At 48.7% G+C, this 13,932-nt stretch carries 15 protein-coding genes; 6 read left to right on the top strand and 9 right to left on the bottom strand.

The window, feature by feature from the left end; translation table 11 throughout:
• Positions 1 to 18 precede the first annotated feature (18 nt).
• Both GC097_RS25755 and GC097_RS34825 read left to right on the top strand, forming a co-directional pair.
• The gene (locus GC097_RS25755; protein ID WP_171686136.1) at positions 19 to 639 is read left to right on the top strand and encodes a stalk domain-containing protein; all 621 of its coding nucleotides are present in this window, start codon (positions 19 to 21) and stop codon (positions 637 to 639) included.
• Between the two features lie 91 nt (positions 640 to 730).
• Positions 731 to 1,042, top strand: a complete 312-nt coding sequence (locus GC097_RS34825; RefSeq protein WP_171686135.1) for a DUF1292 domain-containing protein — start codon at positions 731 to 733, stop codon at positions 1,040 to 1,042.
• Positions 1,043 to 1,187: 145 nt separating this feature from the next.
• Here the strand turns inward: GC097_RS34825 and GC097_RS25745 are convergent, their stop codons facing one another.
• Both GC097_RS25745 and GC097_RS25740 read right to left on the bottom strand, forming a co-directional pair.
• A complete protein-coding gene (locus tag GC097_RS25745) occupies positions 1,188 to 1,607 on the bottom strand; it encodes a DUF1885 family protein (RefSeq protein WP_171686134.1) in 420 nt (139 codons plus the stop codon).
• An 85-nt stretch (positions 1,608 to 1,692) separates the two neighbouring features.
• A complete protein-coding gene (locus GC097_RS25740) occupies positions 1,693 to 3,162 on the bottom strand; it encodes an aminotransferase class I/II-fold pyridoxal phosphate-dependent enzyme (protein ID WP_171686133.1) in 1,470 nt (489 codons plus the stop codon).
• 170 nt (positions 3,163 to 3,332) lie between these two features.
• Between GC097_RS25740 and GC097_RS25735 the strand changes: the two genes are divergently transcribed.
• The gene (locus tag GC097_RS25735) at positions 3,333 to 4,583 is read left to right on the top strand and encodes an MFS transporter (RefSeq protein ID WP_171686132.1); all 1,251 of its coding nucleotides are present in this window, start codon (positions 3,333 to 3,335) and stop codon (positions 4,581 to 4,583) included.
• A 33-nt stretch (positions 4,584 to 4,616) separates the two neighbouring features.
• Positions 4,617 to 5,789: an MFS transporter gene (locus GC097_RS25730; protein ID WP_171686131.1), complete on the top strand. Its 1,173-nt coding sequence runs from the start codon at positions 4,617 to 4,619 to the stop codon at positions 5,787 to 5,789.
• Positions 5,790 to 5,860: 71 nt separating this feature from the next.
• Here GC097_RS25730 and GC097_RS25725 read toward each other — a convergent pair whose 3' ends face one another.
• The 5 genes from GC097_RS25725 to GC097_RS25705 form a co-directional block, all read right to left on the bottom strand.
• A complete protein-coding gene (locus tag GC097_RS25725) occupies positions 5,861 to 6,535 on the bottom strand; it encodes a TetR/AcrR family transcriptional regulator (RefSeq protein ID WP_376768424.1) in 675 nt (224 codons plus the stop codon).
• Between the two features lie 39 nt (positions 6,536 to 6,574).
• Entirely contained in the window at positions 6,575 to 7,603 is a 1,029-nt protein-coding gene (locus tag GC097_RS25720; protein ID WP_171686130.1) for an ABC transporter permease, read from the bottom strand.
• Positions 7,600 to 8,328 (bottom strand): ABC transporter ATP-binding protein, encoded by a 729-nt coding sequence (locus GC097_RS25715; protein ID WP_171686129.1) that lies wholly within the window; start codon positions 8,326 to 8,328, stop codon positions 7,600 to 7,602. Before GC097_RS25715 ends, GC097_RS25720 begins: the two co-directional genes overlap by 4 nt.
• Positions 8,329 to 8,506: 178 nt before the next feature.
• Entirely contained in the window at positions 8,507 to 9,196 is a 690-nt protein-coding gene (locus GC097_RS25710) for a hypothetical protein (protein ID WP_171686128.1), read from the bottom strand.
• Positions 9,197 to 9,311: 115 nt separating this feature from the next.
• Positions 9,312 to 9,944: a YktB family protein gene (locus tag GC097_RS25705; RefSeq protein WP_171686127.1), complete on the bottom strand. Its 633-nt coding sequence runs from the start codon at positions 9,942 to 9,944 to the stop codon at positions 9,312 to 9,314.
• Between the two features lie 190 nt (positions 9,945 to 10,134).
• On the opposite strand from GC097_RS25705, the gene GC097_RS25700 reads away from it, so the two are divergent.
• Positions 10,135 to 10,986, top strand: coding sequence for a stalk domain-containing protein (locus GC097_RS25700; RefSeq protein WP_171686126.1), 852 nt, complete (start codon positions 10,135 to 10,137; stop codon positions 10,984 to 10,986).
• A gap of 4 nt (positions 10,987 to 10,990) precedes the next feature.
• On the opposite strand, the gene GC097_RS25695 is transcribed toward GC097_RS25700, so the two are convergent.
• Together GC097_RS25695 and GC097_RS25690 are read right to left on the bottom strand one after the other, a co-directional pair.
• Positions 10,991 to 11,653, bottom strand: a complete 663-nt coding sequence (locus GC097_RS25695; RefSeq protein ID WP_171686125.1) for a response regulator transcription factor — start codon at positions 11,651 to 11,653, stop codon at positions 10,991 to 10,993.
• A gap of 23 nt (positions 11,654 to 11,676) precedes the next feature.
• Positions 11,677 to 12,807 carry a sensor histidine kinase gene (locus GC097_RS25690; protein ID WP_171686124.1) on the bottom strand — a complete coding sequence of 377 codons (1,131 nt, stop codon included), beginning with the start codon at positions 12,805 to 12,807 and terminating at the stop codon, positions 11,677 to 11,679.
• A 183-nt stretch (positions 12,808 to 12,990) separates the two neighbouring features.
• Here GC097_RS25690 and GC097_RS25685 point away from each other — a divergent pair, with 183 nt between their 5' ends.
• The gene (locus GC097_RS25685) at positions 12,991 to 13,926 is read left to right on the top strand and encodes an ABC transporter ATP-binding protein (protein WP_171686123.1); all 936 of its coding nucleotides are present in this window, start codon (positions 12,991 to 12,993) and stop codon (positions 13,924 to 13,926) included.
• Positions 13,927 to 13,932: the final 6 nt, after the last annotated feature.

The following is a 13,932-nucleotide window of genomic DNA, read 5'->3' as shown; positions in this document are numbered from 1 at the left end:
AGCTGGAGGTTATTTAAGATGAAAGTAGTTCAGCGGATATTCACGTTGATGCTGGTGTTTTTTGTTCTAAGCACGGCTGCAGTGGTGGCCTCGTCGATATGGGGGGATTTTAAGGGATTCAACGTTGCCCGTCTGGTTGTCAACGATACGACGTCGGAGTTCGGTGATTCCGATGTTCCGCCACTTATCGTCGAGGGGAGTACGGTATTGCCTTTACGCGCTGTAAGCGATGCCCTGCAAGCGTTGGTGAAATGGGATAATTCCAACAAGACCGCTTACGTATACAAACCGAACGTGCACTTGTTCTTCACGACGGAGGTGCGTAAAGACTCTGCCATCGTTCCGTTCGGCGTCGTTGAGAAAGGCAAGCTAGCGGACTTTATCGTATTTGCGCAAGTGGATAATTTGAAGACTAACATTAATTCGGTGAGAGTTTCGATCATATCGCCAAGCGGGAAGAGCGTCGTTACACCTGTTGTGAAATCCATTACGGAGTCGAAGCAGTCTTTTTGGCTAAAGGTGCCTTTGTACGGCGTTTCTTTTGACGAGGCCGGTACCTATGTCGTTAAATTTGCGATGAAGCAGGATGGAGCCAGTGATTATTCCGTCGTTTCCGAGAAGCAGATCCAATCAGAATAGGATAAGCTTATTAGAATGTGGTTTGACCTCTGAATATGAAAATGATAGGATAATGACGTAACTAATTATTCGACGAAATGAGGTTCTGCCTGTGAGCGATGAGAAGCACGATCATGTACACGGCCCGGACTGTGACCACGATCACGAGCATGGGGAAGATGTTTTTATCGTAACGGACGAGAACGGTGAAGAGCACGAGATGGTTATGGTGTATACCTTCCAATCTCAAGAGCAAGCATATGCTGTATTGCTTGATCGCAATGACCCTGAAGCGGACGGCGTTATTTTCCGTGTTGAAGAAGATGGCGACGATGCTTTCCTAGTCAACATTGAGGATGAAGAAGAATGGGAACGCGTAGTGACCATTTACAATGAGATCGTAGCTCAAGACGGCGAAGAATAAGAGCTATACATAAGAAGGGCTGCCCATCCAGTAGGTAATCTACTAGAGGGGCAGCCCTTCGCTAATTGTTGGTCGTATAAAATGGGGCTGTCCTGGAAGTTTGGAAAAAACCTCCGGGACAGCCCATTCGTGTAAGAATTCATTTTCATTTACGAGGATTAAAGTACATGATTCTGCCGTTGAATAGATGAAGTTCAGCTTTCAGCAGTTTGCCAAGGTATTTGCAGAATTCGTTGCCTTTGCTCTTGTCGCCATGTGTGGCGTCGTCGGGTAATACGACTTGGACATAATGCCGGTCTTCCTCTTGATTCTTCTCGCTGCCGACACCAATCACGATATATTTGTATAAAGGATTGATACCTTTCAGATAGAACCATTTGCCTTCGCCTTCCGGCTTCGTCTCAATGGTGTAGGGGAATCCGGCCTCGTCATACTCCCAGCCAAGCTGCTTGGCTGTCAGACTGAGCTGATCACGGTAATGCAAAAGCTTTTCCTTGAGTTCATCCAAGGTGAGTGCGGATACTTGGGAGCCTGTTACGAATTTAATATAAGCGCTTTGAGCCATTCCTTGTTCACCTCATTCGCTAAACATCACCAACATCATAGCATCATGTAAACGGTTTTACAATATATACCTGAATGACGGGTGTCTAGAAAATCGCTTGCGTTTCGACGATGACTTTGACATTTTGAACGCTGCGGTCCTCAGGCCCTTTGACAGGAAGCCCGACCTCCACATGCTCGACAATGTAGTCAATAAGCTCTTGTGTGATGACTTCACCCGGAAGCAGAATAGGAATTCCCGGCGGATACACATAGATGAATTCGGCAATAATGCGGTCAGCGGAATCTTTGAACGGCAATACTTCCGTTTCGCCATAGAAAGCATCCCTTGGCGTCAGTGTTAATTGAGGGATCGCAGGCACTTTAATGACGACCTCTTTCACCTCGACAACATCGTCATTCATGTGGGAGAGTTCGCGCAGAGCTTCGAGTAAAACCTCAACGTTCTCTTGCGTGTCTCCCGGCGTAACGAGGCACAGGATGTTGTACATGTCGCTCATTTCGACTTCAATATTGTAATGCTCGCGCAGCCAATTCTCGACTTCAAAGCCTGTGATGCCTAGCTTGCGCACATGAACGCATATTTTGGTAGGATCGTAAGTATAAGTAGCTTCTTCTCCCAAAATCTCTTCCCCAAAGCAGTAAAGGTTTGAAATTTCATTGATTTGCTTTCTGGTATACTGCGCAAGCGCAATTGTGCGCTCCGCCATTTCATACCCGTTCAACGCCAAATGTCTGCGAGCGGTATCTAGCGAAGCTAGCAAAATATAGGACGTAGAAGTTGTCGTAAGCATTGAAATAATCGTTTGGATCCGCTTCGGATTTACGCGGTTGCCTTTCACGTTAAGGACCGAGCTTTGCGTCATGGAACCTCCGAGCTTATGAACGCTCGTTGCAGCCATATCAGCGCCGGCCTCCATCGCAGACATCGGCAGCTTGTCATGGAAATGAATGAGCACGCCATGCGCTTCATCGACGAGGACCGGCATGTTGTAGCTGTGTACCAGGTCAACGATCTCTTTCAGGTTAGTGCATACGCCGTAGTAGGTCGGGTTGATCACCAGAACGGCTTTAGCGTCAGGATGTTTCTCCAGCGCTCGGCGGACCGAACGAGTCGGAATACCGTGATCGATACCTAAGTTTTTGTCGCGTGCAGGTTGAATAAACACAGGCTTTGCGCCTACGAAAATAATGGCGGCCAAGACGGATTTATGTACATTTCGCGGGACGATAATTTTATCGCCTTCCGAACAGACCGTCATAATCATCGTCATGATGGCTCCGCTCGTTCCTTGTACCGAGAAGAACGTATGATCGGCACCATAGGCGTCCGCAGCAAGCTTCTGGGCTTCCTCAATGACACCCATCGGTTGATGGAGGTCATCCAGCGGTGCTATATTGATGAGGTCGATGGACAGGGCATTGTCCCCAATAAAGGAACGAAACTCCGGGTCCATGCCGACTCCTTTTTTATGGCCAGGAATGTGAAACTGAATCGGATTTCTTTCAGCATGCTTAAGCAATGCGTGGAACAGGGGGGTACGGGTATGATCCACCTGATTATCGCTTCCCTTCTATCGTGGATTGCTTGTCGAAAGTTGCAACAAACAAAATGAGTATATCAAACTAGAGATTTCATGCAAGCTAATTTTTTGAAAATAGTTTGTGCCAATTGGGGAAAAACTAACAGCACTTGTTAAAATACGGCTAAATAAGGAGAAATGATATGAGTTTGATGCAAAAATGGCGGAAAAACCGGCTATTTTCCCCATTTGTGATCGAATTGTTAATTATTATGTTTATCGTCGAATTTGTGAAGGGCGCTCTGCTGATTACGATATTGCCGGTATATATGAAAACAGTGCTCGGTGCGTCGGCGTTTATTATTGGCTGGACACTTGCGGCTCAGTATATAGGCGATAACGTGCTGCGCACACCTGTCGGCTGGATCATAGACAAGCTAGGGTATCGTACGACGATGCTCACAGGAGTGCTTTTGACCTTTATCTCGGTGGTCCTCATGGCCACGACATCCCAATACATATGGATGATCGTCGGCTGCGCGCTGCTCGGCTTTGGCACGGCTCCGTTATGGCCCTGTGTAATTACAGGAACGACCGAAGTGGCCGGAGAGGATGGCAAAGCGACGATCATGAGCGTAGTCTACATGGCATGGCTGTCGGGGGTCGGACTCGGGCCGGTGGCCATTAATTTCTTTGTCGGCGAAAACCGGTACATGATCGCATTTCGTCTATTAATTGCTTGTATGACGATAGTGGTGATTGTGGCGCTATTGCTTCCGAGAAAGCGTTCGAGAGAGCAGGGCGGAGCAGAGAAGGCGTTGACCCACAGCAGCAGGGCAGCGGCGCCGCTCATGCAGCGAATCTCGGCCTATCTAAGTGAAGTAAGACGCTCTATGTCGGTTAGTCCGCTGATGTTTCCAGCTATGTTCGCACAGACGTTTGCACTTGGTATATTGACACCTATTCTTACCCTGTACGCGAAAGAGGTGCTTAAACTCTCATCGTTTGCCTACAGTATGTTTTTGGTTGCAGGGGGGGCCGTGACGGTCATTTGCTTAGTGCCGGTGGGAAAATGGGTGGATCGCCGCGGCATACGTCCGTTCTTGATCACCGGTTTTACGACGAGCGCTGCGGCACTGTTAATGTTTACGTTCGCTAAGTCAATGACCATACTGTATATGTTGGTTGCCTTGCTTGGAATTGGCTATGCATGCATCATACCTGCTTGGAATGCGCTGATTGCTTCGGCCATCCCGCCCGAGAAAAGAGGTGCCGTATGGGGATTCTTTCTGACGATAGAGGGGCTGGGCATGATTGTCGGGCCGATCGTTTCCGGCAAGCTGTGGGACGTATACGGCTATCATGCGCCTTTTTTGATGAGCGGAGCGGTGCTGGTGCTTCTGCTTGTTCTTCAAATGTTCATTTCCATCCCCAAAAAAGGTATGATACGATAAGGAAAACGTTTCGTTTGGAGGATAATAATCATCATGAATAAACAGATTGGAATCATCATGTTGTTGTTGATGACCATTTTCGTAGGTTTTGGCATTATCATCCCCATACTGCCGGAGGTTGTTAAGGGGGCAGGCTCCCAGTACCATAACGCGCTGTTGTTATCGGTCTACTCAGCAGCTTCCTTTCTCATGTCTCCGATCTGGGGCGGGATTTCGGACCGTATCGGACGCAGACCCATTATCTTGGTAGGCCTTCTTGGTTTTTGCATCTCCTTTTTGATTTTCGGATTCGCGAACGGCCATCTGTGGGTGATGTACGTGTCCCGTATTCTGGGAGGTCTATTCTCAGGAGCAGCAACGGCTTGTGCTGTCGCTTACGTGGCGGATATTACAACGGCCGAGAACCGGACAAAAGGCATGGGGATGGTAGGCATGTCGATCGGTCTAGGCTTTATTTTCGGGCCGGCCCTTGGGGGAATTCTAAGCCGCTGGGGGACTTATGTGCCTTTCTTTGCCGCGTCGGCGCTGGCCTTTGCATCGTTCCTCTTTGCTTACGCTATTCTAACGGAATCGCTGCCTGCCGATAAGCGATCCTCTGTGAAGGAAAAGGCACCATCCAGATGGACGGCGTTCTCCGGCGCCTCCAAATACTTGTATGTGCTCTCCTTTTTCGTTACATTTACGCTTGCTGGATTGGAAGCGACGCTTCAGTATTACCAAATGGACAAAATCGGCGCGACGCCATTCGATATCGGGATGATGTTCCTTGCCAGCGGCATCGTCGGAGCCTTGATCCAAGGCGGTGTCGTACGCCGGTTGGTCAAGCAAGGCGCCGAGCAAAAGGTGATCGGCATCGGGTTGCTGCTGTCGGCGGCGGGCTTCTTCCTGCTGCTGTATTCCAGCAGCGTAGTAACCGCCGCGATCTACCTGTCGGTATTCGGAGCGGGCAACGCGCTCATACGTCCTTGTGTGACGTCGCTGATTACACAGCGGACGACAGTCGGGCAGGGCGTCGCAACAGGCCTCAGCTCCTCGATGGACAGCCTGGGCCGTATTGCCGGCCCGCTGCTTGGCGGAGCGGTGTTCGCCATCGCGCACTCCTTGCCGTTTATTATCGGCGGCGTGCTCTGCTTGGCAGCGATTCTGCTGCTGCAGCGCTTCATGCTTGTCGATCGTCAGACGCGCGTGCAGCAGCAAACGGTCTGATACAACTACAAAAAGCTGTACACCCGCTTCCCAACAAGGAAGACAGGTGTACAGCTTTTTTACTTTGGCGATTATGATCCCCGTGGGGCTAAACCGTGCATGATGAAATTAATCGTATAATCGATTTCTTTCGCTTCATCCCATTCTGATTCCGGAACTAATAAAAATTGGGTAATCAACAGGCCAATAATGCTGGAAACAATGAGGCGCATACTGGTCGGAGCCGGGATCTCAATAAGCTGCCCCTCTCCTTGAAAATGCCGGATCGCTTTGTACGCTTTTTCCAGCACCATGTCGGCTACGGTATGCTTAAATTGTTCCCTGAGCTCGGTATGGAAAGGGATTTCGTGCATGAAAATTTTGATGACGGGAAAATGCTTGCGGGCAAATTCCAGCCGATTCACCGTAATGGCACGCAGAAATTGTTCCGCGGTCGGATAATCTGCCTCCAGCACCTTGGTAAAATCTTTCACGGCAAAAGGAGCGATAAGCCTCGTCATCATCGGAGCGACGATCGAGAGCAGCAGATCTTTTTTGGTTTTATAATGACGGAAGATCGTTCCTTCCGCTACGCCTGCTTTTTGGGCGATTTCACTGGTTGAGGAGCCTGCAAATCCTTTTTCGGAGAAAATTTCAACAGCCGCTTGAACAATTTTGATTTGTTTACCGGTCATTTTCTCTTCTTCGTCATTCAAGCGAAGCAGCTCTTTCAGCCAAGGCTCGATTTCGTTCTCGGTGTCGGACAATGCATTCACCTCCTAAGGTTAGCTGATCGCATTCAACTATTATATCTTACGATGCTTCCGCAGTGCCAGTATGTTCAAGAGCATGAAGATCAACGTGAACGCTGCGAGTACAACAATGTCTAACCAAATGCGATCCCATCCGGCTCCGCGAATCATAATATTGCGCAGGGCGTCTGCGCCGTATTTCAAGGGCATGACGACTCCGATCCAGCGGAGATATACAGACATCGTATCTAAGCTGAAAAGGCCTGAGAAGAACACCTGCGGCACGATAATGAGCGGTATGAATTGAATCATTTGGAATTCATTGTTGGCGAAAGCGGAGATCAAGGTTCCAAGGGATAGCGCCGCTAACGCAAGCAGGACCGTAATCAGAAGCACATACCAGAAAGAGCCGACCATCATAAGGCCGAGCACGCTAGTTGAAAACCAGGCGATAAGTGCCGCTTGCAGCATAGTGAAGATGCCGAAGCCAAGAATATAGCCGACGACGATTTCCCAGCGGCGCAGCGGCGTAGCCAAAAGGCGCTCTAATGTTCCGCCGGTTCGTTCCCTTAAGAAGGATACGCCGGAGAGCAGGAAGACGAAGAAAAAGACGAAGAACCCAATAAGAACAGGTCCGAAATTATCAAATGCCGCCATATCGGCTGAACCGTGCAAATAGGTGATGACCGGTGCTTGCTGAGAAGAACTGACCGGGACTGCAGCTTGTAAAGCCTTTTGCAGCAGGAATAAGACGGCTTTATTTTTGCTGGGGTCACTGCCTTCAAGCGTCAGCTGCGGCGCTGCTCCATTCATCGTAATAACGGCGTCTAACCGGACAGCTTCGAGTTCCTTTTGAGCCTCTTCGGCCGTATAGACCGTGACTTCCGCATTCAAGTCCTGCAGCTTCTGAATGAGCGGAGCAGGGACATTCACAGCGCCGAGCTTAGGAACATAGGTGCTGCCGTTAAAAACCAAAGACATCATGAAAAGAATGAGCATGGGAGCAACAAGCATCATCATCAATGTCCGTTTATCATGGAAAAACTGTCGTAAAATCCGAATGACGATCGCTCGAATTCTCATGCGCGCACACCTCCGTAATATAGAAATGCTTCTTCAATCGTCGAAGAGGAGGTCGCTTGTTTCAGTTCTTCCGGAGTGCCTACTGCCGTAAGTCTGCCGTCGCGAATCATCCCGAGCTGGTGGCATTTGTCCGCTTCGTCCATGACGTGCGTGGTGACGAGGATCGTGGTGCCTTTCCGGCTGAGCGTTGTGAGCTCATCCCAGATGGACTTTCGCAGTACGGGATCAATGCCGACCGTAGGCTCGTCGAGAATAAGAATGGATGGCTCATGCAAAAGCGAGATGGCGAGCGAAAGCCGGCGCTTCATCCCCCCAGAGTAGTTGGAAACCTGCTTTTTTAAGTGCGGTCCTAAATCAACGAGTTCCATAACATCCTGAATGCGCTGCTTGCGTTTTGCGCCCGCGAGTCCGTACAAAGAAGCAAAGAACTCCATATTCTCCTGTGCCGTCAGTTCTGCATACAGAGCGTCGGATTGCGCCATATACCCGATTTTGGACAGCATCGCCAATTGCGGCATGCGTTCTCCGAGCACCTCGACGGTGCCGGAAGTAGGAGCATCAATCCCTGCAATGAGCCTTACAAGTGTCGTTTTGCCAGAGCCGGAGGGACCTAGAAGTCCGAAGATTTGAGCGCTCGGAACCGCTAAGGTTATGTCCTGCAGAACCGCTTTTTCTCCGAATTGCTTGTTGACATGCTGGACTTGGATAGATGTGTGGATCGCCATGGTCGAGCACCTCTTTCTAAGTGAGTAATCACTCATTTTTTTTGATATCCCTCATCATACGTTATCTGTATGTATTTGTGAAGTGAGTAATCACTCATTCTTTTGAAAAGTCCTCAACAACAAAAAAAGACTGCTCAAACCATCAACAATGACAGCGGGCAGTCTTCTTTGCGTGCAACTATTCCTTAGCTTTCGTATCTCTCTTGTGGTCAACCCATTTCTCAATGGAAGGGGTTAACTGCTCCTTGATGGACGCAACAAGCTTGTCCTTGGACATGCCCTTGGATTGCGCGATTTCGGCGAGCGATTTGCCGGAACGGAGTTGGGCATGCAATTCATCCTTGCTCAATCCGAGCGTTTTGGCAAGCTTGTCCGTGTCGGGTTTCATTCCGAATCGTTGCCACTTGCTTTTGCCGTGGTTGTCGAGCAGGTTCTTCTCGTTGAGGATGAACTTTAAATGTTCGCCGAGCTTTTGTTTCATATGCTCGCCTTGATCGGCGGTCAGCTTGCCGTCTTTAACGGCTACTTCAATCTTCCCGGTACGAAGCTGTTGGAGTTTTGCCGTTAAGTCGGCTTCGCTTACCCCTTTGTCAGCGGCTGCTTCCACGATGCTTTTGCCGCTTTTGAGCGACTTCATCAGCACTTCTTTGTCGACGCCGATGACAGTCGCAGATTCCTCGATAATCGGCCATTTGCGGCTGTGATGCCCGTGCCCTTTGTCATCGGTTTGCTGCAGAGAAACGATTTCCTGCGGGTCCCCGGATGGCGCATTGGCCGAAGCGGAGCGGGCAGGAAGCATGCTTGCTCCCAGAACGAAAGAGAAAGCTATCGTGCTCACAAGAAGCTTTTTCATATAAGGCTGGTTCATGCGTGTACGACCTCCTTTCCCGATTAATAGGAATTACAGAACATAGTCTGTGCAGGAGGGATTAATTTTAGTTTAAAATTACCTTAGTTTTACATAAAAATTTCCACGTTTCGAGTTATTTCGCGTCGACGGCTAGTTGATACAGCGGAATGAGCTTCTCGAACGTTTGTTTAATTAACCTTTCGAATTCCTCAGGCTGGCTGAGCAGCGGATCTTGGTAATGCAGGTTTCTGCCGATCAGCAGCTCTGCTTTTTTGACGTCGCGGAAACGAAGCAATGCGTCGTTCCAGCCGCTGCGGTCTAAATCGGCAAGAGGGGTGACATCCTTTTTCATATGATCGAAGGAAAGGACAAAGTCGGAAGGAATCTCTTCCTGGATGCGCTCGATCTGATTCATATAAGTTGTAGCAATGTTGCTCTTATTCGGCAGCTCATAGATGAGCGCAAGCCAGATAAACACACGATCGTCAAAAAGGCCGACCTGGAAGTGAGGAACCTGCTTATAGCCTCTTTTATTCGGGCAGATGGCCATCCACGTGTCCACCGGAGGATTAATTTTGCGGCGCAGATGCTTGGCAATGTGAAGGAACATTTCAGTCCCGGACAAGAGAGAGAGATCCTGTGTCAATGAATCTCCTAACGCTTTAAATTTGGGTTGAATGCGCTCGCGAATGGCTTCCATTCGACCATCCAAGCCTTCTATGGCAAAGGTATCGAAATCATGCTGTGTAAATCCGGTAAAACTCATAATCGGTATGCCTCTTTTCACTTACGTTTTTCAATTATTTTAAATGAATTTAGTACGCTCTGCAATGATTTGCAAGTTTCGTAGAAGTTTAGTAGGAAGAAGGTCTCATTTTGTCAAAAAAAGCAGGAAAAAATAGGAGTTTGCCGAATTATGGAATTATCATAAAAGGATGGACAGGAGAAATCTAGCTATGAAAATGAAAAAATGGACTAAAATTACGATACTGGGCACTTTAATGACAACTTGTTTTACGGCAGGCGTTTATGCGCAAGATGTGCTGCAGCGTGTCGATGCGTATTTAAGAAGTGATTTCAGTGTGGTTGTAAACGGGCAGCAGGTGAAGTTGGCGAATCCGCCGTTGATTTATAACAACAGCAGTTATTTGCCTGTGAAAGAGTTGGGAAATTACTTGGGGGCGATTGTCAATTGGCAGGACAGCACCAAAACGATCTATATCAATCCACGGGTTAATCCCGCTCAACCTTCGGAGGGGAACGAGACGAACTATACGGACATTGTGTTCCAATATCCCTATGTCCAGTATTTCGATTATCTCGGTGCCACCTATCCGGTTCTGACGAATACGACGGAGCAGGCCTACTACCGTTTAGCGGATGTGGAACGAATGGGTCTGAAAACGGCGGGCCTGCGCAAAGCGAAGGAGAAATATTCGGAGGAGCTGTATGTCGGCGAGGATGAATTGAAGAAGGTCTGGGGGAACCAGCCCCCGCAAGTATCGTATGCGAATTATAATGCCGTCCCCATTACCGGTGAAAAGGATCCAGTCAAGCTGAAAGCGATCAAGGAATACGTCGAGGGCTTCCGATACTATGAAATCGACAAGATGCCTTATATGACGAGCCCCATTATCATCGATGCGCTGCCGGAGCCCAATACGTACAGCTATTTACTGTCAGAAAACGGTCATTACTACCGCACAATACTCAAGCTGACACAGATTAACAGCATCAATAATACGCCGGATTATGTTGTCGGCAGCTCCTCCAAGGAGGATATCCAGGTCGAAAAGGTTAGACACTAGCGGTCTAGCCGTGTGCGCCTGATTGTTTTTTTAAATAAAAAATGGCGATCTGCGTCCGATCTCGAAGATTGAGTTTGCTGAGAATTTCAGTTATATAATTTTTCACCGTGCCCTCGCTCAGGAAAAGCTCCTGGGCGATTTCTTTATTCGACAGCCCTTCTGAAATTTTCTCAACGACAGCTTGTTCGCTGGCTGTTAATCCATATTCTCTGAGCGTAATGGGAGCCGCCGCGTTAGGAGCAGGGCTGGGGCTGATGAAGCTTGCCAATTTCTTGGCGATGTCGGGGTGAATCAGGAGATTGCCCTGTTCAACAGTCTTAATGCCTTGAATGATGCGATCCGGCGATATGTTTTTCAGCAGATAACCGCTGGCTCCGTTTCTTAGCGCCTGCACGATAAATTCATCGTCGTCGAACGTCGTCAGAATCAGAACGGAAATTGCCGGATTCGCTTGTTTGATCTTAAGCGTCCCCTCGACGCCGTCGCAGATGGGCATTCTAATGTCCATGAGAACGACATCGACCTTTTGGCCGCTTTGGATAAAAGCGAGAGCTTCATCGCCATGGGTGCAAGTGCCTGCCACGGTGATATTTTCGTCAAGTCCGATGATTAGTTTTAAGCTTTCGCGGATGAATGGATCGTCATCGGTTATGAGGACATGAATCATGTTGATGTCATCCCTTTCCTGTATTAGTGGGTTTGGCGAAATGTCGGCAGAACCGTCGTTACGGAAAAAGGCGCCTCGCACGCCACATAAAGCTGCCCGCCTATGAGCTTGCTGCGTTCCTCCATGCCTGTCATTCCGAGTCCTTTCACGGTTTCACCCGCAGGGGGCTGCCCGTTGTTCGCAACATGCATCGTAATTTGCTTGGTTTCATAGATTAACTGAATATGTACGCGGGTTGCACCGCCGTGCCGAATCGCATTCGTGATGGCTTCTTGGGCGTTGCGATATAAAATAAAGGCCAAACTGGGATACAAGACATAGGGCATTCCCTGAATGTCAACGTCAATCGAGATGCCATTCTCCTTCGTTAATCCTTCGATGAGCCGGTCAAGGGTAAATGTCTGCATCGAATCGTCATCCGGCTTCAGCCTGCGTACCGTTGAGCGCAGCAGCTCCATGCTTTCCGTTAATTGGTCCCGGACCGAAGTTAACATCTCCATGCCTTTGCTCATCTGCGCCGGCAATATCCGGAGGGCCGCCTCCATCATCATTTTGAGACGGATTAACTGATGCCCGAGATCATCGTGAATATCGCGGGAAATGCGGTTCCGCTCATTGAGCTGCGCGATATTCTCGACCTGTTTGGCATAATCCAACAGCTGCATGCGGGCTTCATCCAGCTCGTAATGCTGCCGCCGGAGCTGATCGTAAAGAAGCTCGATGTCCACTTTGTTTTGTTCGATCCGGTGCATGTGCAGCAAAAGCAGCGCTTGAGCGGATAACATCAGATTGGCTATCACGTAATAGCTGCTTGGTTGGCCGTGCAAACTCAAGTTTAGGAGGACCAACTGGAGGCCAAAGAAAGAATAGCGGATAGAACGGTGAAAGGTGAATAGATAGGTCAGCAGTGTGGAGGAAAAGAGCATGAATAATAAGCCGTCATACTGACTGCTTAACCATCCGCCGAATCCGATTTCGACGAGCAGCATCCATACGGATTGTTTGAAAATCTTTCTACGCAGCTCTGCGACCCAAATAAATAAAAGAATAAAGAACGCATACGTTCCATCGGACGCGTAGTTTTCCAGATAAATAGAAGCAACTGCTGGAATGAGAATGAGAGCGTAGCGGGTTACAGGCAGTAAAGGTGACAAGCGGTTCCCTTCCTTCGCAAGCTGATAACCAAATTATAGCATAATTGACAAGCAGGTTTATATGTTTTGCCGCGTGTTTATGACTTTTGTCACGTTGTAAAATGACTTATTCTACCTGTTGAGGCGAAGATTCCAGGATACAATAAGTATAGTCAAAGCATTTGGCAAAGGGGAGAGGATCTCATGAGTTTTATTCAAATTAAAAATGTTGTCAAAAAATACAGCAATCAAATTTCCGTAGATCACTTGAATTTATCCATTCAGAAAGGTGAAATCTTCGGGCTTCTGGGCCCAAACGGAGCGGGTAAGAGCACCACGATCAAAATGCTAAGCGGCCTGCTCAAAATGGACGGCGGAGAAATGATTGTTGACGGTTTTTCCGTTGCGAAGGATACGTTGGAGGTGAAACGCCTCATTGGTCTTGTTCCGCAAGAGCTTGCCATTTTCGAAAGTTTAAGCGCAAGAGAAAACGTTACGTTTTTTGCCAGACTTTACGGCTTGAGAGGCAATCTTCTGCAGAGCCGGGTAAAGGAGGCGCTCGAATTTGTCGGCTTGTCGGATCGGGCCAGCGATAAGCCCAAAGCCTTCTCGGGCGGAATGAAGAGAAGATTGAATATTGCATGCGCGATCATGCATCATCCCAAATTGATCATTATGGATGAGCCGACCGTAGGAATCGATCCCCAATCCAGGAACCATATCCTGGAGTCGGTCAAAGCCTTGAATCGCATGGGCTCGACGATTATTTACACTTCGCACTACATGGAAGAAGTGGCCACCCTATCTACCCGTGTCGGCATTATGGATCATGGGCGCCTGATCGCCTGCGGTACGCAAGAGGAGCTGCGGGGCAAAGTCGCGCAGGACAACAAAATTATGCTGCAGGTGGCAAATTTAACGGACGAAGCGGTTAAGGAGCTGCGGGATCATCCGAAGATTAAGCAGGTTAACGTCCAGGAGCAGGCGCTTGAGCTGTTAGTCGGCTCCTCGCAAGCTTATTTGCAAGATATTTTGTTCATCTTATCCAAACATGATGTCAAAATTCAATCGCTCGTACAGGTAGAGCCCGATTTAGAGGCGTTATTCCTGTCATTGACCGGAAGAACTTTGCGGGATTAGGGGGAG

The organism is Paenibacillus planticolens (assembly GCF_013141725.1).
Classification (GTDB): domain Bacteria; phylum Bacillota; class Bacilli; order Paenibacillales; family NBRC-103111; genus Paenibacillus_E; species Paenibacillus_E planticolens.
The sequence above is the reverse complement of the archived record's forward strand: the minus strand, read 5'-3'. Positions and strand labels throughout refer to the sequence as shown.